Raw genomic sequence first — 23,562 nt, forward strand, 5'->3', positions numbered from 1 at the left:
GTGGGGAGACCTCTCCCCCTCAGTCCTTCTCCACGATGATGGCCATGTCAGGGCAGTAGATCATGCAGTTTTCGCAACCCGTGCAGGCCTCCTCTGCGGCCACCAGGGGCGGGAAAAAGCCCTTTTCGTTGAGGGTGTCAGAGACCCCGAACACGTCCCTTGGACACACGAACCTGCAGATACCACAGTCTCGAACCCCTTTGCACGCATCGGTAAGGACATAGACCCTGGCCAATTCGCCTTCTCCCCCTGTGTAGCTACCTCTCATTCCATATATACCAGAGTGCCCCGCTCCGTTACAAGGTTCGGCCCGCACAGCGAAGCGGTGAGATAGGCTCTATCCTACGCCCTTCCCATCCTCCGGCCTTAGGGCTCACTTCAAGCTGAATCCTCCATCCACCAGGAGGACCTGGCCGGTGATGAAGTCGGCGTCGCCGGAGGCAAGAAACAGAATCGCCTTTGCGATGTCTTCCGGCTCTGCCAATCGCTTGAGATACGACCCCTCGATCATGTTTTGCCTGACTTCTCGTGGGAGAGACTTGGTCATCTCGGTGTTGGTGTGTCCGGGCGCCACCGTGTTGACGTTGATGTGAGGAGCAAGCTCCTTGGCCATGGTCTTTGTCAGACTGATCACCCCTGCCTTGGAGGCACTGTAGTCCATGATCCCCTCCCGGCCGCAGTGGTCGATGCCCCGGATCGAAGAGATGTTGATGATCTTGCCGGATTTCTGCTTCAGCATGTATCTCGCCGCAGCTTGTGAACATAGAAACGTCCCTATGAGATTGACCTCCAGGGTCTTCATCCAGTCCTCCACACCTTTTTCCATAAAAGGCCTGGAAATGGCGATCCCAGCGTTGTTCACCAGGACATCGATCCTTCCGAACTCATGGACGAACTCCTCTCTCACTCTCTCCACCTGGTCCTTCTCCGTCACGTCGCCGAGAAACGTCTTGACCTCCAACCCCCTCCGGCTCCCCTGGCCGGCAACCTCCTCGAGTCCTTCCTCCCGCATGTCAACGACGCCGACCTTCGCCCCTTCACGGGCAAAAAGAAAGGCCGTCGTCGCACCGATTCCTCGGCCTCCCCCGGTTATGAGGGCCGCCTTGTCCTTCAGTCTCATAGTCCACACCTCCCAGGCAAATGAATCCGCGCCTGCAGGACGCGGCCTCCAGGACGGACCAAGCCCGCCGGGGTCCCCCCTGAAACGCCTCGATTCTCAACCCGGTCGGGAGCGAAACCCGGGGGCGGCATCCATCCCCGCTCTCACCTCTCCATCTTCTCTATGTCTTCCCTGATCTTCCTCTCAATGTACTCCAGATGGTCCACGATCTTCTGCCTGGCCAGCGAGGCCTCTCCACGGCTGATAGCTTCGTAGACCTGGCTGTGGTGACGCCAGATGATGTCTTTCTTCTCGGGTTTCGTGACGATCTTTCGAAATCTGAAGAAGTGGTCGAAACTCTCCTTGAGGGCCTCCATGATCCTCATGGCGACGAGATTGTGCGTGGCCGCCGCAATGGAGAGGTGAAAGCTCATGTCCACCTCTTCCCATGTTCTCTGCTTTGGAACGTTCCGCTCCATCTCTTCAAGCATCTCCCCCATCTTTGCCAGATCCTCGGCGGTCGCCTCGGTCGACGCCTTCTCGGCACACCATCCCTCGATCACCTTCCGAATCTCCAAGAATTCAAATATCCTCTCTGCCTGTTCCTCCAGCAGCACCCTCAGCGGAAGCTCCAGAGACCTGCCCACCGATGAGAGAACGAAACTCCCTTCCCCCTGGCGGACCTCGATCAACCCCATGATCTCCGCCCGGTAGAGGGCTTCCCGGAGTGACTGCCTGCTGATCCCGATCTCAGACGCCATCTCCCTCTCGGACGGGAGCTTCTCTCCCGGTCTAAGCCTGCCGCTCCGTATCATGGAAACCAGCTGCTTGTAAACCTCGTCGGATACTTTACTGGTCCTCACAGGCGAAAAAAGGCCGCCTCTGGTCTCATCCTTTTTCAAGGTCACCTCCTTCTCCGCAGCTCAACGTTTCACCCCTCATCCCTTCATCGCCCCTGCTCCCCAGCCGGCGATCAGGTACCTCTGGACAAAGATGAAGAAGACCACCACCGGCACGGTGATCAGCATTCCCCCGGACATGATCATCCCCCAGTCGATCACCGTGGCATTGTATAGATCCGCGATCCCCACGGACAGGGTCTTGAGTTCATCCGAGGTTATGAGAATTCTGACGAAGATGTAGTCGTTCCATGCGAGTATGAAAGTGAAAACACTCGTCGCAATGATACCCGGCAAGGCGAGCGGAAGAATCACGTAGATCAAGGCACGGATTCTCCCCGCACCGTCGGTCAAGGCTGCCTCTTCGAGTACCATGGGTATACTCTGGAAGAAGGCCCTGAGCAACCAGAGGCTGAAGGGAAGGCAAAAGGCCGTGTAGGCCATAATCAGGGCGAGATGGGTGTTTGCGATCCCTATCTTCCTGATCAACACATAGAAGGGAATGACGATCATGATCGGGGCGAACATGTACGTAAAGAGTATGAGGCTCGCGATCTTCTCCCGGCCGTAGAATTTGAACCGTGTCAGGCTGTAGGCGCCGGCCGTTGCGATCACCATGGTGAGGAGAACGGCCGAGGTCGAGACGAAGATGCTGTTTCTGAAATAGGTGAGAAAACGAGTCTGCCCGAAGAGCCTCTCGAAATTGGCCAGGGTGAAGCGCGTGGGAAGAAAATGGGGGGGGAAGACGAATATCTCTCTCAAAGGCTTGAAAGAGGTCGAAATCATCCAAAAAAAGGGGAATGCCGTGGCAAGCAGCAGAAGAGCGGCACACCAGTAGACGACCTGTCCCCGCAAGGAGAAGAAACCGCTCTTCCCCATCAAATCCCCTCCTCTCTCCTAAACATTCTGAAGTAGACGGCCGTGGCAATGACCAGGATCGCAAACATAACCACCGCAATGGCCGACCCCAGCCCTGCCTGGTAGTACATGAAGGTCCTCATGTATGCATACACCGGCAATGTCCTTATGTATTTCTCGGCCCCCCCGCCCTGGGCCATGAGCCAGACCGTGTCGAACTTGGTAAACATCCAGATGCTCCTCAGAAGGATGACGACGAAAAGAACACTCCTCAACTGGGGCAGTGTGACGTGTATGAAACGGCCCCAGGCGCTGGCCCCATCCACCTTGGCCGCTTCATAGAGAACCGGCGGAATGGTCTGCAGCCGGGCGAGAACGCTCAAAACCACAAAAGGAAAAAACTCCCACACACTGATAAGGATCAGGGAGGTCATGATGTGGTCCTTGCCCATCCAGCTGATGGGTGCATCGATTATGCCGAGGAGGAGAAGAAGGTAGTTGACCAGACCGAACTGACTGTTGAGAAGCCACTTCCAGAGAATGATGGCGACCACGGTGGGGATCATATACGGGAAGAGTACCACTCCGCGGACGAAGTTCCGCCCCCGGAAAGCCTCGTTGAGAACGAGCGCTGCAGCGATTCCCACCAGGATCTGGAGGACAATGGTGCTCACCGAATAGACGGTGCCGTACCAGATGCTCGTCCAGAATTCCGGATCGGTCAGGAGATAGATATAGTTGCCCAGGCCCACGAATCTCTGTTCCGGGAAAAAAGAGTGTTTCTTGAAGAAACTGAGCCAGATTCCGTAGATCACCGGATAGACGAGCAGGGAACCTATCACCATAAGGGAAGGGCTTATAAGCGCGATCCCCGCCTTTTGAGGACTCAACCGCATCCTTGATTCGTCCTGTCCTCTGGTTATCCAAAGGGAGGTGTTGAGAGGAAACCCCACCCTCCCAACACCGGTTCCAAGGTCATTCTACCATCTGGCGTAACCCTTGTCCCGGATGAGTTCCTCTGCCCTTTTCTGAGCCTTTGCGGCGGCTTTCTCCGGGGCAACGTCTTCCTTGGTGACCTCCATGACCATATCTCTCAGTATCCCAGAGCCCAGAATGTCCATCAGATACGGTTTATCCGAAAGATCGCTCCAGTTTATCACGAGCGTCGGCTTGGCCAGGTCATTGGCCAGATAGTACTCCTGCACGTCGAGCCACCCCTTCCACTTCTTGATCATGGGGGTTTCCAGGTATGCCTGGCTTCTTCTCAGGGATTTGGTGATGGGGAAGAAATGGATCGGCACCGACTGAATGTACTCGAGGTAGTTGTCGTCCTGGTAGAAGAACTTCAGGAACTCGATGGCCTCCTCGGGATGTTTGGAACCCTTGAACAGCATCCATGACTCCTCATCCACCTGGGCAGCCGGTTTCGTACCGCTGGGGCCGTGTGGTTTCACCCACACGTCGAAGTAGTCCGTATTGGCCATATCCTTAGGAGCATACTGCTCGATCAGAGAGGCTCCCCTGCCGTAGCCCTGATACATCATAGCCGCTTTTTGGCCGTACATATTGGCAAAGGTCTCCCTGTATCCGTCCCCTTCCCAGCCGGGCGGCATATATCGAGTGAGCTTCTTCAGGAATTTGAGCACTTCGATCATCGTCTTGTCTGTGAAATGGGGCCGGTTCCTGTCGTCGAAAAGGATTCCCCCGTTTGCCTTGGTCAGCTCCCCGATCAGGATATTGATGAAAAGATTGTCCCCGGGGATGGTCAGACCGTAGATATCGATCTTTCCGTCCCCATCGGTGTCCATGGTGAGTTCCTTGGCGACATGGAGCAGGTCATCCCAGGTCTAGGGACCCTCCAGCCCCTTTTTTCGAGCAAGGTCCTTTCTGTAGATCAAGAGGGAAGTGCCTGCGGCGTGGACAAGCCCGTAGTAATGGTCCCCGTATTTGCCCACTCTCTTTATCTGCTCCCAGATGTTGTCCTCACCGATAGACTCGACCACTTCATCGAGGGGCAAGAGCAATCCCTTGGACTGGAGCGCCGCACAGGTGATCGGCTGGCCGTGGGAAAGCTCGGGCGGCGAGCCGGCTGCCAGAGCTGCCATTATCTTTCCCTCCAGATCCCCCCATGCAAGTGCCTCTGCCTCCACTTTTACATCCGGGTGTGACCCCTCAAACCTGGCCACGATGTTGGCGATCGCCTTCCTGGTGAGAGGGTTGGTTTCGGTATGCCATACATGGATCACCTTTTTCCCTGCAAAAGCCGTCCCTGCAAGAATCACCAGGGAAAGGCACATGGAAACGACAATTCCCGTGGATATCTTCTTACGATTCATCTCCTTAACCCCCTTTCTGAAGTTCTCCTTGCCAGGCGACAAGCCGCTGTCACACGGTGCCCGCCTCGATTGCCACCTGGGAAGCCGATCCTGGCAGGATCAAAAGATCGCTCTTCCCCATCACCTCCCTATCCTATTTCTCTCTTTCACCTCCTCTCAGACTGAAATCTCCGGCGCCTCCAGAGGCGGCCTATATCTGCATGCCGATCTCCTCTCCCTCGTACAAGGCTTCCAGAGCCTCCCTCGGTTCCAAGGCGTCCCCGATCACGTGGAGTTCCGGAACCATCGTTTCGAGGCTCTTGGCAAGGCGGTCGTCCGGGCTCGAGCCAACAGCCAGAACGATACTGTCGAATCCACCGATCCTTCGAGCCCCGCGGCAGTCTTCAACCACGGCATAGCCTCTTCCCAGTTCCGTCACCTTGGTCGAAGTCAGGATGATCACCCCCTTTCTGGTAAGCCTTTCCGAGAGGTAGTGCTTGAGATGTGTTACCAGGTCAGATGCGATCTCATCGAGCATCTCGACCAGAGTCACCTCCCTACCTGTCTCGGATAGAAAATCCGCAGTCTCTGCACCTACGCCCCCACCTCCCACGACCAAGACCCTCCCTCCCGTCTCCGCCTCTCCCCCGAGGACGGCTTCTACAGAGAGGGCCCCGCTCTCCTCGATCCCTTTCCAGTTTGGAAAGCGCGGCACTGCTCCTGTGGCAACGATTACCACGTCCGGTCCGGCAGGAGTCAGGCGGTCCTCGGTAAACTCCCTTCCCAGCTCCAGGGCTACCCCCAGCCTCTTGACCCGGCCCTCGAGGAAATCGAGGAAATCGTTCAGGATCGACTTTTTCGGCGGCACGGCAGCGGTCCTCATCCTTCCGCCCAGGGTATGATTCCTCTCAAAAAGGGTTACCCGATGCCCCCTCGAGGCGGCTGCCTCGGCCGCCTTGAGACCTCCCGGCCCCCCGCCGACAACCCAGACGGTTTTGGGCCGGGCCGTCTTCGAGAGGCGGAATCTCTCTTCATTGCCTGTCTCCGGGTTTACGGTACACCTGACCTCCCCTTTTCTCAGGGTCTGGATACAGCGATTGCAGGAGATGCAGGGAATTATCTCCTCGAACCGGCCCTGTTGCGCCTTCTCCGGCATGTGGGGATCTGCAATCAGGGCTCTCCCCATGGAGACCAGATCCGCCTTCTCCTCCCGGACGATCCTGTCGGCCATGACGGGGTTTCTGATTCTCCCTGCCGTAATAACCGGAATCTTGACCTCCGACTTTACGGCCTGAGCCAGGTGAACGAAGACCCCCTCTTCCACATAGTAAGGTGGATGATTCAAGTAGCCCGAGGCAGCGTTACAGGCCGACACATGGAGAAGATCGGCCCCCTCCCTTTCCAGCATCCCGGCAATCTGTCTGGTATCCCGGAGTGTCAAGCCGCCATCCACGTACTCATCGCCGCTCAACCTGCAACTGATGGAAAATTCCGGACCCACCCGGCTCCGAACCGACCTGAGAACCTCCAGTGCGAACCTCGCCCGGCCGTCTATATCACCTCCGTACTCGTCCTCTCTCCGATTGGAAAAAGGTGAGAGAAAAGAACAGATCAGATACCCGTGGGCCATATGGAGCTCCACCCCGTCGGCGCCTGCCATCTTGACCCTCTCCGCAGCCGCCGAGAAGGCCTCTACGATTTCTTCGATTTCGGCACGGGAAAGCTCCCTGGGTACCTCCTTCCTTGTGGGGCACGGGACCGGAGAAGGTCCAACGATGGGGCGTCCCGTAACGGCCGACGACGTCTGTCTCCCCGCATGATTGATCTGAACGAGAATCCTGCCCCCGGCCTGGTGAACGGCTTCAACAAGCCTCTGGATCCTGGAAGCATGTTCATCGGTGCTGATGAGCAGCATGTTGGGGCTTGCCTTGCCCTGCTGGAGGATACCGGTGTGCTCGACGGTGAGGTATCCCACACCTCCCCTTGCCCGCTCCACATAATAGGCGATCTGCCGGTCCGTGGGAAAACCCTCCGGGCTGGCATAGTTGGTCGCCATGGGCGGCATGACAATCCTGTTTGGCACTTGCAATTCCCCGATCGAAAGGGGGCTAAAGAGTCTGTCCAGATCCATATCGCCTTTCTCCCCGGATTATGTGGGTCCTTCGTGCCGCCGGCTCCATCGGATCGCCGAGCGGATGGTCTGGTGGTTCGTCCACACCCTATCACCCCTCCCTTTTGCTGTCAACCCTCCGAATCGAATCACGTAAAATCTAACTTAAGGGGTAAGGTCTTGTCATTTAAGAATCTAACCGAGGGGGAGTGGACAGGGGGTAGAGATGGAGGTATAAGCTGACCTTCTCGAGAGGGGGGGTTAGGAAAAAGAAGGGGACGTAGGTTCTCAGGCAACTTCTTGATACCCCTGAGCCGACTTCCCCGAGATGCCCGAGGTCCCTGCAAGGCCTTGCCCTCACCATGGCAAGCCCCGCAACGGGTCAGAAAGGCTGTTTAGAGCGCGAGGAGCAGGGTTTTTCGGTCGCTGCTAGCCAGGAACGAGCCGCTCCAGACCTTGAGCCACGTCCCTTGGCAGCGGTTCCGCTTCGTGGTGCCTCAGGATTTCTCTCAGCTTCTCCTTGACCTTTTCTCTCAGATCCGGTGTTTCACCTTCCATCGATCGATCCAAGAGTCCCGGATACCAGAAGGATCTGAAATGCCGGTACGTATGATCTTCCTGGATGAAGTTTCGAGTTCCCGGCCCTACCTTTCTGATGACATCGATGGCCAGCGTTTCCTCATCCACTGGGATGCCCTGAACCAACGGCTGAATCATGTCGATGATCTCATTGGTGAGCACGATCAGTTCCGGCGAAACGATATTGCTGTGGTCGAGAAGCCCCACATCGTGGGCCAGATCAGGCCTGCTGAAGCCTGTCATCAAACATGACATGGTCGCTTCCATCACACCTTGATAGTCGAGATGCTTCGAGTCGCTAACACCTGCAGTCCCAAAAAAAGGGAGGCCATAGTACCTTGCGATCTCACAGGATGCGGCGATCGCCAGGTGAAGTTCGGGGGCGCCGTAGAGGCCCGTGGTTGTCCGCATGTCCATGGGCGCGGGCATGGCTCCATACACGAAGGGGGCCCCTGGGTTGCGGAGCTGTTGGATGACCAGCCCGCTCAAGACCTCCGCATTGCATTGGACCAAGGATCCCGCGATCGTCACCGGAGAGGTTCCTCCCATCAGACAATAAGGATAGTACACGAGAGGGATGTCGTAGTCCGCACAGGTCAGGATGCCTTCCACTCCCTCCTGCGAGTGGCGGAGCGGCGAGATCGGCTCGATTGCCCTGAAGATGAAAGGCTTGGATTGAAAAGCGCTCCGGCCACCGGAAACCCTGAGACAAAAGTTGATAATGTCGGTGCAGGTGTTTCGATCGCCGTGAAAGCTGAAAGGCTTCTTCGTGTTCTTGAAGCACTCCTTGAAAGTAAGGCGGGGGGCCATTCCGGGCTCCTCCCGGGGAAGGATCCCGGGACATGTCATGAAACGGATGTTGGGCATGGCGTCAATGACCTTGACCACGGTTCGAATATCGCGCAGGAGAAACGGACGAGCCCTTCCCAGTTCGTGGTCGAGAATAAGAAAACTGTCTGAGAAAGAACCGTAATAGGTCCGAGTGCCGTCCAAGATCATCCGACTATTTCCTTCTCTATCGAAGATCTCACACGTTCTTGGGGACGTCTTCAAGGCGCGCTCTACCATCTGGTGGGGAATGCGAACGGTCGAATCCTCCTGGAGCTTGCCCCCCGCGCCTTTCAGCATATCCAGGGCCTCCTCATGGAGTACCTGAACCCCGATCTCCTCCAATACGATGAGGGTCTTCTCATGAATCCGGGTGATCTGATTCCCACTCAGGATTCTAAACGCCGGTGTGTGGGAGTCTCCTTTCATTCGTCTTGCCCCGCTGTTTGTGACCTCACAAGATTCCCACATAGGGCTTTTGAACCACCGCTCGCTGGATCGCATTGATGAAGCCGATGAAATCAAATACAGGTAACCCCACCGCCTTTTGAATGTCCGCGGCAAAGGGAGGGAGATCGCTGCACTCCAAGAGGATAACGCCAACGTCGGGATGGCCTCGCGCCAGGTCCTTGGCCACGGCCACAACGTCCTTTCTCAACGCCTCCGGATCCAGGATGTCCCGTCTGCCCTGCATCAGGACTTCGTTGAATTCATCTGAATCATCCAGTCCTGCGATCACGAGAGGCATTGATTCATCCACTCCCACAGGCTCCAAATACGCCCGAGTGAGCCTCTTGGCAGAAGCCGTTATGACGCCGATTTTCTTTTCCGGGTGAATCATCCGGCAAATCACCGGGATCAGCATCAGAGGAGAGGTGAAGACAGGAACGTTTACCTCCTCGACCGCCACCTTTTGTAGAAGGGCAAAGAAGCCACATGACCCAACAATGGCCCGTACCCCTTCATGTTCCAGTTCTTTGACGGCTCTGACGAATCGCTTCACATCGGGCGTGTAATCGCCCTTTTCATCGTATATCGGCGGAGAGGGCGCATGATGCAAGCCTTTGATGACCTTGATTCGTACCGGGAAATCGTAGGTGCTCGCATTGCCCACATTCCCCGGTATCAGAGGATACTTGAGATCGAGTATCGCAATGCCAATCGCCGCACCGTATATCCGCCGTCCGCCCTCCACTTGCATACGAGGCCTCCTTAAGCCTTTCCCGGTACCACACTGGATTTGTTCTTGAAAACGAACGGTACAGAAGAAGACTCCTTCTGTCAATGCGAGTGGTCTTTCATGTTCGGAGAAATGAAGGGCCTTTTTTCAGTATCAAATAGTCGGCCACACCCCGGAAGCTCCAGTATCTCCAACGGCCTCTGCCTCGTGCACGAGACCCGGGACCCAGATTCCGCGCCTTTCTATGGAAAGAGCCTGTCCAGGTCGGCCTTGCCGATGACGAATATGGTAGGGTTGTCGTCGATTTTCATGTACCGGCCAGGCAGGCCGAGGGCCCTTTTGCCGAAACTGAGAACATGGCGCTTCCCGCCTTTCATCGATACCGTCACCTGGTACGGCGGCGCCTCAAGCCCCCTGTCGGCCTCGGGCAGGGCCTCCACAAAATCCGCAGGAGACAGCCCGTCGAGGGTCTCCCAGATCACCTCCCCCCTCTTGTTCAGGTCCTGCCCGCCCTCGACGCTTCCCCTTAGTACCCGGAACTCCCCTCCCCCGGTTTTCTCCAGAACGAGGGTCTCTTCAGGAGAGCTGAGGGAGACCGTCCGGATCGATTCCCCGTCGATGGAGAAAGACGGGATCTCGAACAGGTCGGCCCCTTTCCTGAAAACCCGATCAAAGGTGTACCGGGAGACCCGGTAGACCGTTCCGTCTCCTCCCTCTATCACCATGTAGCCGTCCTGAAGGGGATCGGGATGGGAGGCGACGAGGGTCTTGGTGCCTCCCCCGGCAAAGGCTATCGTACACCTGAAAGGAGGGGCATCCAGGCCCTTTTCCTCTTTCTCCTTCGGGTCCACGATATCGACGGCCCTGAGCCGTGACAGGGCCGCGAGAATCTCTCCCACCACTTTCTCCTTGAGAGGGAATGGACCGGGACGACCTGCCACGACCCATTCAAACCCTTCACGGGCTCCAGCCCCCTCTTGAGGCCCGCCTCCTCCCTCTGCCCCTCCTGGGGAGGGACCTCCCTTTTTACGCCTCTCGAAAATACACTTCCGGTCCGGCCACTCCATGGAGAGCCGGTGGACTTCCTCCTCTTTGAATTCCAGTATGGTCTTGTCGACCCACCGGGTCTGTTCCACCCCCCTGCGGGCATCTTCCCCGAAAAACCCCAGGTCTCTCCGCAGGTTCCGATCGATGAGATATACCGGATCTTCGCCCTGCTGCCTGACAAACTCTCCATTCGGCAGGCTCTTGCCCAGGAGAAGGTGCCACCAGGGCTTCCCACTTCCCTGCCGGTAGAGGACGAGGTGGACCGCCTTGTCCTCGGTCAGATCGAAATCCCCCAACACCGAAGGATCGGAGACGCGAAACTCCCCTTCAAGGGTCCCGAGTTCTTTCAGAAGGAGAGAAACCCTCTCCCCGTCCCCGGGGCCGTTGAAATAACTCTTCACCCGCCATCCTGAAGCCTCCTTCTCGATGAGTACCCCCTTCTCCTTCCGGCCTCCCCGATACACCTCCAGTCGCCCCACCTGGCCGGCCACAAAACCCGGGGGCGCAAGGGGCACGAAACCGGCCTCCTGGCCGAGTTCCTTCTTTGGTTCCCTCCGGCCGAATACAAAGGCGAGAATCACCAGAATTCCGAGCAGAAAAACCAGGGGTACGAGTTTTCTTGGATTCATGTATAACCTCCGAACCGTAGAGCCCTCATCCACAGCGAGTCACCGGTGTCTCCTCGCCGTCCCATTGGCCTCGATCAGGGCGGAGATACATGGCTGTACTGAACCGTATACGCCTCCCGTCTCTTCTTGCGAATCCACCCTCCCCCTACCCCGATAACGGCAATCAACAGGTTGACCAGTCCCATGTTCACGAATTTCCAGAAGTTCCTCACAGCCGGCGAAGGCCTGTCAATAGCCCGGTCGACGGGTTTCTTGGCCCGTATGTATATCAGGTCCTCTCCCAGGGCGAGGGCGTCGACGGCGTTCAGAAATAGATCAAGGCTTCCCTGGGACAGGAAACCGCGCCTGAACATCTGAGACCCACCCACGAGGATCAATCTGCCCGGCTTAGGAACCGCCGGTTCCTCCTCCCTGTCCTGGGGGTTCTCGGCTCCCCCCTTCCTTTCCGCCGGGGACTCTCTGTCTTTGGGCCAATCCGGCCTGACCCTGCCCCGAAATGCATCGGCGAACTGTCCTTCCACGTAAACCATCACAGGGTACTGGCTGAACCCTCCACCAGGCGGCCCTTCAAAGTCAGCCTCTGTAAGCTTCTTCTCAGCGGGCACTTTCCAGGCTCGACGGCTCGTCATCATGAGAGGGGTCACCTTGAGCTTGTGCTCGGCTATTTTCTCTTCGTCAAGAGATATCGCAGATCCCCAGAGGAAGAAGACCTGACCCAGCCTTGAGGTTACAGAGAAATTCCGGTTCATGGAAGCGGGATTGATCACTATATGAGTCGGCAGATTGAGGGAGACACCGCCGAAAAAGGCCTGGAAGGGGTTGGAGGAATCGGAGATGGTCACCGCCTCGTGGTTCTGATCCATGAGGATCGAGTCATCCACAGAGAGGCCCGAGGCTTGCAGAACCTCGTTGATACCTGGGCTTTCGTCGATCCTTTCCAGATTGACCCTGCCCTTGGCCATCTTGTAATCCCAGCGGTGGTTCTGAACCGCCATGAAAACAGGAGTCCCAGCGACCAGGGCCCTGTTGATCTCCCATCTCTGGCGGTCGTTGAGACGCCTCGGGTTGACGAGAACCAGTGCATCGTACCTGTCGGGCAGGGGATCATCTCGGGTCATGCCGACCCTCCGGACGTCGTACTTCTCATAGGCGAGGAGGTTCTCAAGGGTTCTGTAAGGATCTTCACCGCGGGGAAGGGGACGTCCCATCTTCTTGTAAAGGGCGATTATCTGGGGAGAAAGATTGAGATCGGTTTTTGGAGCCACCATTGCAACGACTGGTCTTTTCTCTCTGGCCAACTTGTACGTCCTGTTGACCACGCGGTATTCGAGGTCATACAGATCCATCGGCAGGATCCTCGGAATGATCTCCTCAGGTTTGTCCTTGTAAGCAATGCCGATAGAGGAGTAGATGAGCTGTGTTGTGGACTGATCCTGCCGCAGGGCCCGCACGGAAAAGGGTTTGATCCCCTTGTCCAACAGCCGTTTCTCCAAGGCTTCTCCCTTGGACTCTCCCTTTCCTTTTGCCCCTTTGTTTTCCGCCGCAAGCACATTGGCCGCCTCCATATGGATGACCCGGTACACGAGTTTTGATCGAGAGGCGACCCGCATCTCCTCGAGCTTGTCGAGGATGTCCTGTTCGAGGGATTTCAGTTCCGTCGGCATCTTGTCTCTGGGAGTGATGTAGAGCTTCACCTGGACAGGGACCTTGAGGCCTGACAGGATCTTTTTCGATGCCTCCGAAAGAGTATAGATCCTGCCTTCCGTGAGGTCGAAACGACCCAGCGAACGGGTTGCGCTCAGATAGTTGAAAACAAGCCCGATAGCCAAGCACAAAACCAGAGCAGAGGAAAAGATTATCCTGTGATGGGGCCGATTCCTACCATCGAGATAGAAGCCGTTGAGAAAGAGAAACAGGGCCGTCCAGATCAGAAAGTAGAGCAAATCTCCCACCTCTACAACCCCTCGGGCAAAGGTGTCATAGTGGCCGGTGACACCCACCACATCGTTGAGGAGTGATCCCAGCCCCGGCAGGAAGCTGTCGAGATAGGTGGCAATGAAATTCGTTCCCAGCAGATAGACCCCAAAGCATGCCAGAAGGGAGAGGATGAAGGCAACGATCTGATCCTTGCAAAGGCCGGAGAAGAATATCCCCATACTCAGAAAGAAGGAACCCAACAACAGGGACCCCACGTATGCGGAGGTGATGGCACCCATGTCCGGATTGCCCAGAACCGAAAGCATGAGGGGAATGGTCAAGGTGCTCGCCAGGGTGACCACATAGAAGATACAGCCGGCAAGGTACTTGCCGAGAACGAGCTCGAGGGATGTCATGGGAAACGTCAGGAGGAGTTCGTGGGTGTTCTCTTTCCGCTCCTCGGCCCAGGAACGCATGGTCACCGCGGGGATGAAGACACAGAGAATCAGGGGGAGACTCATGAAAAATCCCCGCATGTCCGCCCGGGGGAAGGTGAAGAACGGGGTGATGTAGAGGCCCACTGAAACCAGCAGGAATACGATCATATAGACATAGCCGATAGTCGACTTGTAGTAGGCGGCCAATTCACGCCGCGTTATGATCCATATGTTTCTCATGCCCCACCTCCTGTCGGTCTCCCCGCACTTTCCGGCTCGGCCAGAGCGAGAAAGATCTCCTCAAGGCTGAACGGCTGAGAAGCCAGACAGCGAAGCTCCCAGTGTTTCGTCACCGCGAGATTTCCGATCCGACCCACGAGATCAGAACCAACAGGGGCCTCAACCGTCAGGGTGCTGATTCCCCGGGAGTCGTCCGCCAGCCGAGCTCCGCCCACACCGACCTCAGCCAGCGCCTGAAGGACTTCTCCGGGGGGAGAGAGGACACAGAGGCGCACCCTTTCCCTGCCGATCGCCTCCTTTCGCAGCTCCTCCAATGTGCCGTTGCCGACAATACGGCCCCGGCTGATAATGAGAAGCCTATCGGAGAGAGCCTCTGCTTCTTGGAGAATGTGGGTGGATAGGATAACGGTCCGCTCTCTGCCCAGTTCACGGACCAGTTCCCTGATTTCCAGGATCTGGTGCGGGTCGAGACCCGACGTGGGTTCGTCCAGAATGATAACTTCAGGATCGTGTATCAACGCCTGAGCAAGGGCCGCACGTTGGCGAAAGCCCTTGCTCAATTCCCTGATGATCTTGCGATACATGGGTCCTAGACCGCACTTTTCAACGACCCATCTCATTCTCCGGGCAAGACGCTCACCCCTCAGCCCTCTGGCCCTCCCGACAAAGGCGAGATAGTCCCGGGTCTCCATGTCCATATAGAGGGGAAGGATTTCCGGCAGATACCCGATCTTCTTGCGGACCTCGAGGGGTTCGGTCAGAATACTGTGGCCCGAGACCGTGGCAGCCCCGCCGCTCGGGTAGAGGTAGGTGGTGAGTATCTTCATGGCCGTGGATTTGCCCGCTCCGTTGGGCCCGAGAAGACCCACAACCTCTCCGGGCCGAACCTCAAAGGTCGCCCTATCCAATGCCAGGACCGGGCCGAAGCGCATGGTCAATTCCTGAGCGGAAATCATAGGCCTCTCCCTCCAACATGCAGTCAGATTTATCTTCTGGGGTCGGGTTCCTAAGATAGAAATCGTGAATCATGGTGACACGAGCGGCAGGTGCTCCGTAACCTGCGGGAGTAGTTCACCGGATAATCTTATATCGCTTTCCCGGTTTTGTCACTCCCCTTCGGATCGAATCATGCGGCCTGATCGACAAGTTGTTTCAGAACCTACGTCCCCCTCTCTTGGTTTGACTCGTCTATTTGAGTAACTGTATATTGAACACTGGGGTGGTTGTCTGGTGCAGGGGGTAGGATGCAAAAAAGAGTCTGGATTTCCGGAGGCCTCTTATCCCTCATCCTGGTTCTCACGACGGCAGGAATTCTCTTCCTCGTCGAGACCGATGAGGAGAGCAAAGCTCGCCTCCAGGAGCCGATTCGCCGCGTCTCCGTGGAGGCGCGCGAAGCCGTCCCCCGCGCCTACACGCGGTGGGTGGAAGCCTATTCAACGGTCAGACCCTTTCGCAAGGGGACCGTCAGCGCCCAGGTAGCCGGGCCCATTGTCAGGCTTGCTCCAGGCACCGAGCCGGGAATCCCCGTTGAAAAAGGCGAGGAGCTCGTGAAAATCGAGGATATACGGTACCGTTTCACCCTTCAAAAGGCCAGGGCTGCCTTCAGAAAACTTCAGGCCCTCATGGAGATCGAGCGAAATGAGAACAAAAGACGGGCCATCATGTATCGAATCGCAAAACAGAGACTGGTGTTGGCCCAATCCGACTACAAGCGTAATCAGAAGCTCTTCGAGAAGGAACTCATCTCCAAGAAGGTACTCGAACTCGCCGAGAGCCAGATGGAGGTCCGTCGATCAGAGTATGAAAACGCTCGCAGCGAGCTACAGAGCCGGCAGGCCCGAATCCAATCCATACAGGCAGACCTGAGCGCTGCCAGCGCCGAGATCGACCGGTCTCAAGAGGATTTGGAAGATACGGTCGTTCGCGCTCCTTTCGACGGGGTTATCGGCAACCGCTATGTGGAAATAGGAGACCAGGTGGCTCCGGGCCAGAAGCTCTTCACGGTCCTTGATATCTCCTCGGTCAAAGTCGTGGCCCGAATTCCATCCCAGTTCATCGGTCGCGTCCAGTCCGGGATCCGTGTGGAGGTGGCCACAAGGGCGTATCCTGAGACCGTCTTCAACGGCGCGGTGATCCACGTATACCCGGAAGCAGATCCAAAGAACCGGACCTTCGCCGTTGAGGTCAAAGTGGTCAACGGAAAGAAGCCTATGATTCTGCCCGGTATGTTTGCCCGGGTCCGCTTTCCCGTCCTATCCCTGGATCAGGCCCTGCTCGTCCCTCGGGATGCACTCATGGAAGACGGCCAGGGCACTTATGTCTATGTGGTGGATCACTCGACCCGGACAGCCCAGAGAAGGGACCTCGTCCTCGGGGACCTTGGTTCGGAAGAGGCCCTGGTGGTCGAAGGTCTCAGTCCGGGTGAGTCCGTGATCATACGGGGCCAAGAGATGCTTCATAACGGAACACCAGTCCAATGGACCGCGTCCTCGCCAGGCTCCACCCTCAAGAACCCACAAGGCCCAGCGGAATAGGCAACCGATTCCATGATCCGCTACTTCGTGCGCAATTCGGTCTTTGTCAACCTTCTCATGATGGTGATCCTGGTGGCAGGAGTCCTGACCTACCTTTCGATCACCCGGGAGATGTTCCCGGAGTTCTCCCTAGATTCCATTGCCATCAGGACAGAGTACCCAGGGGCCTCCCCGCAGGAGGTGGAGAAGCTCATCACCATCAAGATCGAGGACGAGATTGCGGACATCGACGGGGTGGACAATATCTACTCGGAATCACAGGAAGGCTTTTCTCTTATTACGGTTGAAGTCTCCGATTATGCGGATCTGAACAGGGTTCTCAACGATATTTCTTCGGCCATCGACAGTATCGAGGACCTGCCGGATGATGCGGAAGATCCGGTGGTCAGTGAAATAAAGAACGCCTTCCCGATCATCACGGTCTCCGTGTTTGGTGATCTGCCTGAATTGACCATGAAGGAGATCGCCGAGGATGTGCAGGACGATCTCCGCGAGATTCCTGGTGTGGGCTCGGTCTATCTCTCCGGTGCAAGGGACCGTGAGATCTGGGTCGAGGTGAACCCCAGGCGCTTGGAACAATACCAACTGAGTCTCGAGGACATCGGGAAAGCCCTGGAGGCCCGGAATCTCAACCTTCCGGGCGGAACCATCAAAACTGACCGGGGGGAGTTCCTGGTTCGGACAGTCGGGGAAATCCTAGAGGCGCGAGGTCTTGAAGGGGTCATTCTCCGGTCGGATCCTCAAGGGAACGTCCTCACTCTATCTCAGGTGGCCCGGGTGCGAGACCACTTCGAAGAACCCGTGACCTTTGGCCGCTTCAACGGCCAGCCCGCCATGAACCTGGCCGTAGGCAAGGAAAAACGAGGCGATGCCATTGCCATTTCCAGGGCCGTCCGGGAGCTCGTCGCCCAATATGAAAAACGTCTCCCCCCCGGTGTTCACCTCGACGTCTTCAACGACTTTTCCGTCTATATCAAGAATCGGCTGAACACACTGAAGCGAAACGGCCTGGCCGGCTTTGGCTTGGTTCTCGCCATCCTCTGCATATTCTTCAACTTCCGGGTGGCTGGGATGACCGCGCTGGGGATCCCGGTCTCTTTCGCGGGTGCCTTACTCTTGATGCAGGCCTTTGGTATCTCTCTGAATATGATCTCCATGTTCAGCCTGATCCTGGTGCTGGGGATCATCGTGGATGATGCCATCGTGGTCTCGGAAAACACGTATCGTTATCTGGAACAAGGGCTTCCGCCTCAGGAGGCGGCGGTTCTGGGCACACAACAGGTGCTGGGACCGGTGGTGGCCACGGTGGTCACGACGATCGCGGCTTTCCTTCCCATGCTCCTGGTGACCGGGACCACGGGCAAGTTCATGTCTGTCATCCCCAAGGTGGTCACCTTCGCCTTGATAGCCTCCCTCATGGAGGCCCTGGTGATTCTTCCCTCCCACCTGGCGGAGTGGTCCCCCAAGAAGCATCGAGCAGGGCTATCACTTCGATCGGAACAATGGCTCGATGCGGTTCGAAAGCGCTATGTCCGCTTCCTTGCACTCTGCCTCCGGTGGAAGCACGTGAGTCTGGCTGCCAGCCTCGGGATCACGGCCCTCATGGTGACCTTCGCTCTGACCCGAATCCCGTTCACCCTCTTCCATGAGTTCGAATCGACGCAGTTTTTCATCAACGTTGAAACCCCTGTCACCTCGAAGATCGAGGATACAAGAGACGTAATCGCCCGGATCGAAAAAATCCTTATGGAAACCCTCCCACCCACGGAACTGAAATCCGTGGCGTCCAACGTGGGACTCATCTTCTTGGATGTGAATCGGGTTGTCCGGGGATCCAATGGAGGCCAGATCATCGTGGAGTTGACAGAGGCCCACAAACGGGATCGCTCCAGCCAGGAAATCATCAATGAGCTACGCGCGCGAACCGAGGGGATGCCGGGGGCGACCAAGATTCAGTATTTCAAACCCCAGGCCGGGCCAGGCGGTGCTGCCATCGAGATACGCGTGGTAGGGGATGAGTTCCCGATCCTCCAGGAGATCGCCGGGAAACTGAAAGGATTCCTGGCGACCTTTCCCGGCACCAAAGATATCCGCGACGACTTTCTGCCTGGGAAGAGGGAACTGCGCATCGTGGTCCGCCCGGAGGCAAGAGGCCTGGGGTTGGACGTGGCCTCCATTGCCAGGCAGGTTCGGAGCAGTCTCCATGGGGCCGAGTTTTCCAAGATCCTGAGAGCCGGCGAAGACATCCCTATCATCGTGAAGTACCCCGAGGGGTTCCGAGATCGCCCATCCCGGGTGGAAGATCTCGTACTCACCACTCCCACCGGCGAGAAGGTCTATTTCACTGAAGTGGCCGGACTGATGCACGCGCCGGGCAGTGCCAAGATTATCCGGGCCGACCAGAAAAGATCTATCACGGTTCTGGCAGACGTGGATGAAAAGGAGGGGAATACTCTGGAGATCACCGGCGAGGTGCGAGAGAACTTTGCGGACCTCCAGACTCAATATCCGGGATACAAACTGGAGTTCAAGGGCAAACGTAGGGAGATGGAACAGTCCATGCAGGATCTGATGAAGAGCTTTCTGGTCGCAGTGCTTCTCATCTACCTCATTCTGGGGGCTCTGTTCAAGTCTTACATTCAACCCCTGGTGGTCATGCTGGCCATTCCTTTTGCGGCCAACGGAGTCATTTTGGGTCACGCCCTCATGGGACTCTCCTTCGGGATCCTCTCCATGATGGGCATGGTGGCCTTGGCCGGAGTGGTGGTAAACGACTCGCTCATTCTCGTCAGCTTTGTCAATGAACTCAGACGTGAGGGCACACCATTGCTCCAGGCTCTCTTGAGTGCCGGCCAGCTCCGCCTGCGTCCAATCATTCTGACCACCATAACCACGGCGGCAGGCCTTGCACCCCTGGGTTTTTTCGCTTCCGGTCAGGCCAAGTTCCTCTCCCCCATGGCCATCTCCATCATCTTCGGACTGACGATCTCCACGGTCCTAACCCTCATCATTATCCCCTGCTCATATGCCATTGTGGAAGACCTGCGGCAGACGCTCCGGAGTTCCGTGGGCCTCAGAAGGGATGTCTTTCTTGAGCAGAACCGCGAGTCGAACCAAGGGCCGCCCCCTTCTTCCCCTTAGGCCTGCCAGATCACGTGAGGCTCGTCGTGGAGATGTGTCGTCCCCTGGAGGTCAAAGACAAAAGACCGTTCAGGTGTTATTGCCTCCTGCGGTGTGGGCCTCTTCAGGAAGGAGTTGACCTATGACGGAGAGGAGAAGAAAAGGGGATTGCTTGCCCTGGATAATCGAAGGGGGATCGAAGAAGGTATTTCTCCGAGAGGTGCCGGTATGAAGGCCGCCTTGGATCACTCTCTCCAGGAACTAGAGGGTGGCGAATCGATTCAAATCGAGTCGGGAGAGACCATATTCAGACTGAGTTCCTATGGAGACAATCCCATTCTAAAACCCCAAGACTTGCGGCTCACCTGGTATGACAGGGGAGAGCGGAAGATAGGAGCCGTCTTCAACGGTGGGGCTGAGATCTTTCAGGACAAGGTCATCCTAATGCCGAGATGCCACCGGGGGTATCGAAAGGGCACGTTTTTCGACGAAACACTCGGCACCGAACGCCCCTGCATGGAAGACTATGTCTCCGAGGTTTGGCCTCTGGTGAGCGAAGACGGCATCCATTTTGTCAGACTCCACAACACGGTAATTCGGGGCGACGGCACCGATCATCACGACTTCACCCACGGTATAGAGGACATCAGGATCGTCAAGTATGGCCGGAGGTCTGTGCTCGTCGGCTGTGGTAAGGTCAAGCCTCCGTTCAAGGGCGGCAATGCGGACCGTATCGCCGTGTACGCGACCAGGGATTTCGTAGACATAACCTATCAAGGCATGGTGGAATCTTTTGATTCCCGCAACGCCGTCCCCTTCTCTGAGCCCGTGAACGGCCTCCACTACGTGCTGCTGCGCTTCCATCCCAGCATTCACCTGGATTGTCTTGAAGCCGGCAGGGATCAGTTGCTCCATCCTTCCAGGCACGTCAGACTCTGGGAGAGAATCTATGAGAGAAGGAGCCGGAATCTGATCCTGGAAGCCGGGCGCTACCCTCACGAAAATGAGAAAATCGGCCCAGGGCCGCAGGTGATCAAGACCGACAGGGGTTGGCTGGTAATCTATCATGCTGTTGGAGAGATAGAGGACAATATCTGTGAAGCATACGGGCTGGGTGAAAAGATCGAGAGAGGGTATTCCATATGCGCGGCTCTCTTGAACCTTGACGATCCGAGAGAGGTACTCTGCCGAACCAGAAAACCGATCTATATCCCATCAGCCCCTTATGAACTGCACGGTGATGATCGGTATCCGGTGGACGTGCCTAACGTCGTTTTTCCGGTAGGTGCTTTTGTCCGAAAAAACAGACTGGTCATCTATGCCGGAGCCGGAGACAAGTACGTCATCCTCTTGAGCTGCAGCCTGACCAACCTGGTCGCCTATCTGTGGGAGCACTGCAAGGCCGGTGCATAGGAAGATCAAGATACAGTCCACTCTCTCCTGTAGCCATCGATTCCGCTTGTTCCTGTTTCGATTGATATGATATGTCGGAAGTCCGGCATTCATGGCTCGAGGAGTTCCCCTCATGGCTTGTATTGACAGTCCGCCTGGGGATGTGATACTTAAGATGGCCCGCCTGTGGGAAGAGGAGAGAGAAGGTTGGAAGTACCTGTCCACGAAGACGAAACCATCGAGTTCCTGCCGGGCAGGGGTTTGAGGTTTATCCAGAAGAAGAGGGGTTACCGCTACTGCCTCGATGCGATACTGCTTGCCTCTTTCTGCCGCCTGAATGAAGGTCATCGCGTGGTCGATCTGGGCACTGGGAACGCCGTGATCCCGATCCTTCTGGCTGCAAGGGGAATACGGATCAGTATCGTAGGTGTCGAGGTGCAGGGTGAACTCCTTGATCTGGCCCGGCGCAACGTGCTGATCAACGGCCTGGAGGGGACCGTCACCCTCGTCCACCGGGACGTACGGGACCTTGGCGGGAGCCTGGGCAGCAGCTCCTTTGATGTTGCGATCAGCAACCCCCCCTACCGCCGGCTCAAAACGGGCCGGATCAACCCCGACCCCCAAAAGGCCCTTGCAAGACACGAGATTCTAGGATCCCTCGAGGATATGGCGCGAGCCGCCTCTTCCCTCCTGCGTACCAGGGCACGCTTCTACGTGGTCTATCCGGCGTCGCGCCTGGCAGACATGCTTTCGATAATGAGGCGGTCAGACCTCGAACCCAAACGTATCCGGCTCGTTCATCCCAGTGCCTCTGAAGAGGCCAAACTCGTCCTGGCCGAGGCGGTCAAGGGTGGCCGGGGGGAGCTGAGAGTCCTGGCGCCCCTGATTGTTCACGATCTGGAGGGGAGCTCCACCAGCCAGATCGATGAGATTTACAAGACGCTTCAAGAATCATGAGAGAGATCAGGGAAAAGCCCGGAGGCCGGCGGGGAAACCTTCCCGGGGGATTGCCCGTTCGCCCCAGGCTCCCGGCTTTTCGGGCAGGGAGAATTGCGGAGTTCCTGAGTTTTGGGCCGAGGATTCTTGCAAGAGTTTATGACTTCACGATTTTTTTCTGTTTTGGCAGGAGAACACCCTCGTCCCCTCGCTCCTGAGCTCACGCGGTGACCCTATCAAGGTTCGCGGGTGGGCAGTTCCTGCCCCTTCCCCGCTCTAAAGGCGGGGCTTTCCCCTCCCCGCTCACCCTTGATGGGTACCCCACCGCTTCCGCAATGTCGCTCGGAGGCAAGGGTGTTCTCCAAAAGTCAACGGGGAGAATTGTTTTGACAATTCCTGGAGAATCCGATATTCTTGATTGAATATTGCAGTAAATTCAAGGAACTATCCAAATCCGATGAATCCTGTTATCCACGATCTTGTCAAAGACGACCTGCTACGTGTCGAGGCGGAGTTCAAGAGGAATCTCGATTCCGATGTGAAGCTCATATCAAAGATCGGCGAATACCTTCTCGGCAGCGGCGGCAAACGGTTCCGTCCCATGCTCCTGATCCTCGCCACAAAGCTGTGCGGTTACCAGGGAGACCGGCATATCCCCCTGGCGAGCATCATCGAGTTCATCCACACCGCTTCCCTCCTCCACGACGATGTAGTAGACGATGCGGCCCTCAGGCGGGGCAGCGCTTCGGCCAACTCCGTATGGGGAAGCGAGGCGAGCGTTCTCGTCGGGGATTTCCTCTTTTCCAAGTCTTTCTCCCTCATGGTGAGAGACGGGGATATCCGTATCCTGCAGGTCCTCTCTGATGCGAGTACCAAGCTCGCCGAAGGTGAAATCCAGGAACTGATCAAGACGAGCGACCTCTCCCTGGCAGAGGAGGGGTACATCACCATCGTAAACCGGAAAACAGCCGCTCTCATCTCGGCAGCCTGCCGGATCGGTGCGATCCTCGGCGGCGTGGGCCCGGACAAGGAGGCTGCCATGAGCGATTTCGGCCTCAATCTGGGTATTGCATTTCAACTGGTGGACGACACCCTCGACTACATCTCAGACGAGAAGGAATTCGGCAAGACCATAGGGATCGACCTCAAGGAAGGGAAGGTCACCCTCCCCCTGATCCATACACTCCGAAAGTGTACGGCCGAGGAGAGAAACAGATTGGAAGAGGCCTTTTTCTCGGATCCCATCACCCAAGAGGATTTCATGTTGGTGGCAGAAATGATCGACAGGCACGGGGGGACGGATTACACGGTTGAGAGGGCAAAGTCCTTTGTGGCACGGGCCAAGCAATGCCTTGCCGGCTTCGATCCCTCACCCGCCAAGACGGCGATCCTGGCCTTGGCGGATTACGTGGTCGAGCGAAAGAACTGACCCGGGTGGGAGA

At 56.8% G+C, this 23,562-nt stretch carries 18 protein-coding genes; 5 read left to right on the top strand and 13 right to left on the bottom strand.

Features of this window, described 5'->3' with window-relative positions; translation table 11 throughout:
* Window positions 1-19: 19 nt before the first annotated feature.
* The 13 genes from JRJ26_06115 to JRJ26_06175 all read right to left on the bottom strand — a co-directional run bounded on the left by JRJ26_06115 (window position 20) and on the right by JRJ26_06175 (window position 15,094).
* The gene (locus JRJ26_06115; protein MBW2057055.1) at window positions 20-268 is read right to left on the bottom strand and encodes a ferredoxin family protein; all 249 of its coding nucleotides are present in this window, start codon (window positions 266-268) and stop codon (window positions 20-22) included.
* A gap of 105 nt (window positions 269-373) precedes the next feature.
* A complete protein-coding gene (locus JRJ26_06120; protein ID MBW2057056.1) occupies window positions 374-1,120 on the bottom strand; it encodes a 3-oxoacyl-ACP reductase FabG in 747 nt (248 codons plus the stop codon).
* Window positions 1,121-1,263: 143 nt separating this feature from the next.
* Window positions 1,264-2,001: a FadR family transcriptional regulator gene (locus JRJ26_06125; GenBank protein ID MBW2057057.1), complete on the bottom strand. Its 738-nt coding sequence runs from the start codon at window positions 1,999-2,001 to the stop codon at window positions 1,264-1,266.
* A 36-nt stretch (window positions 2,002-2,037) separates the two neighbouring features.
* A complete protein-coding gene (locus JRJ26_06130) occupies window positions 2,038-2,877 on the bottom strand; it encodes a carbohydrate ABC transporter permease (GenBank protein MBW2057058.1) in 840 nt (279 codons plus the stop codon).
* Entirely contained in the window at window positions 2,877-3,752 is an 876-nt protein-coding gene (locus JRJ26_06135; protein ID MBW2057059.1) for a sugar ABC transporter permease, read from the bottom strand. Before JRJ26_06135 ends, JRJ26_06130 begins: the two co-directional genes overlap by 1 nt.
* An 84-nt stretch (window positions 3,753-3,836) precedes the next feature.
* Entirely contained in the window at window positions 3,837-4,664 is an 828-nt protein-coding gene (locus JRJ26_06140; protein ID MBW2057060.1) for an extracellular solute-binding protein, read from the bottom strand.
* A gap of 39 nt (window positions 4,665-4,703) precedes the next feature.
* A complete protein-coding gene (locus JRJ26_06145) occupies window positions 4,704-5,192 on the bottom strand; it encodes an extracellular solute-binding protein (GenBank protein MBW2057061.1) in 489 nt (162 codons plus the stop codon).
* A gap of 190 nt (window positions 5,193-5,382) precedes the next feature.
* Entirely contained in the window at window positions 5,383-7,302 is a 1,920-nt protein-coding gene (locus tag JRJ26_06150) for an FAD-dependent oxidoreductase (protein ID MBW2057062.1), read from the bottom strand.
* A 408-nt stretch (window positions 7,303-7,710) separates the two neighbouring features.
* Window positions 7,711-9,117, bottom strand: a complete 1,407-nt coding sequence (locus JRJ26_06155; GenBank protein ID MBW2057063.1) for a trimethylamine methyltransferase family protein — start codon at window positions 9,115-9,117, stop codon at window positions 7,711-7,713.
* A 25-nt stretch (window positions 9,118-9,142) separates the two neighbouring features.
* The gene (locus JRJ26_06160) at window positions 9,143-9,889 is read right to left on the bottom strand and encodes an aspartate/glutamate racemase family protein (protein ID MBW2057064.1); all 747 of its coding nucleotides are present in this window, start codon (window positions 9,887-9,889) and stop codon (window positions 9,143-9,145) included.
* Between the two features lie 221 nt (window positions 9,890-10,110).
* Window positions 10,111-11,544, bottom strand: a complete 1,434-nt coding sequence (locus JRJ26_06165; protein MBW2057065.1) for a DUF4340 domain-containing protein — start codon at window positions 11,542-11,544, stop codon at window positions 10,111-10,113.
* Between the two features lie 74 nt (window positions 11,545-11,618).
* Window positions 11,619-14,138: a Gldg family protein gene (locus tag JRJ26_06170; GenBank protein ID MBW2057066.1), complete on the bottom strand. Its 2,520-nt coding sequence runs from the start codon at window positions 14,136-14,138 to the stop codon at window positions 11,619-11,621.
* Complete coding sequence (locus tag JRJ26_06175; protein ID MBW2057067.1) at window positions 14,135-15,094, bottom strand: ATP-binding cassette domain-containing protein; 960 nt, start codon at window positions 15,092-15,094, stop codon at window positions 14,135-14,137. Before JRJ26_06175 ends, JRJ26_06170 begins: the two co-directional genes overlap by 4 nt.
* A 288-nt stretch (window positions 15,095-15,382) precedes the next feature.
* On the opposite strand from JRJ26_06175, the gene JRJ26_06180 reads away from it, so the two are divergent.
* From JRJ26_06180 to JRJ26_06200, 5 genes are all read left to right on the top strand, one after another.
* A complete protein-coding gene (locus JRJ26_06180; protein MBW2057068.1) occupies window positions 15,383-16,672 on the top strand; it encodes an efflux RND transporter periplasmic adaptor subunit in 1,290 nt (429 codons plus the stop codon).
* 12 nt (window positions 16,673-16,684) lie between these two features.
* Complete coding sequence (locus JRJ26_06185) at window positions 16,685-19,813, top strand: efflux RND transporter permease subunit (GenBank protein MBW2057069.1); 3,129 nt, start codon at window positions 16,685-16,687, stop codon at window positions 19,811-19,813.
* A 114-nt stretch (window positions 19,814-19,927) separates the two neighbouring features.
* The gene (locus JRJ26_06190) at window positions 19,928-21,205 is read left to right on the top strand and encodes a hypothetical protein (protein ID MBW2057070.1); all 1,278 of its coding nucleotides are present in this window, start codon (window positions 19,928-19,930) and stop codon (window positions 21,203-21,205) included.
* Window positions 21,206-21,391: 186 nt separating this feature from the next.
* Window positions 21,392-22,141 (top strand): tRNA1(Val) (adenine(37)-N6)-methyltransferase, encoded by a 750-nt coding sequence (locus tag JRJ26_06195; protein MBW2057071.1) that lies wholly within the window; start codon window positions 21,392-21,394, stop codon window positions 22,139-22,141.
* Window positions 22,142-22,577: 436 nt separating this feature from the next.
* A complete protein-coding gene (locus JRJ26_06200) occupies window positions 22,578-23,549 on the top strand; it encodes a polyprenyl synthetase family protein (GenBank protein ID MBW2057072.1) in 972 nt (323 codons plus the stop codon).
* Window positions 23,550-23,562 lie beyond the last annotated feature (13 nt).

Source organism: Deltaproteobacteria bacterium, assembly GCA_019308905.1.
Lineage (GTDB): Bacteria > Desulfobacterota > BSN033 > WVXP01 > WVXP01 > JAFDHF01.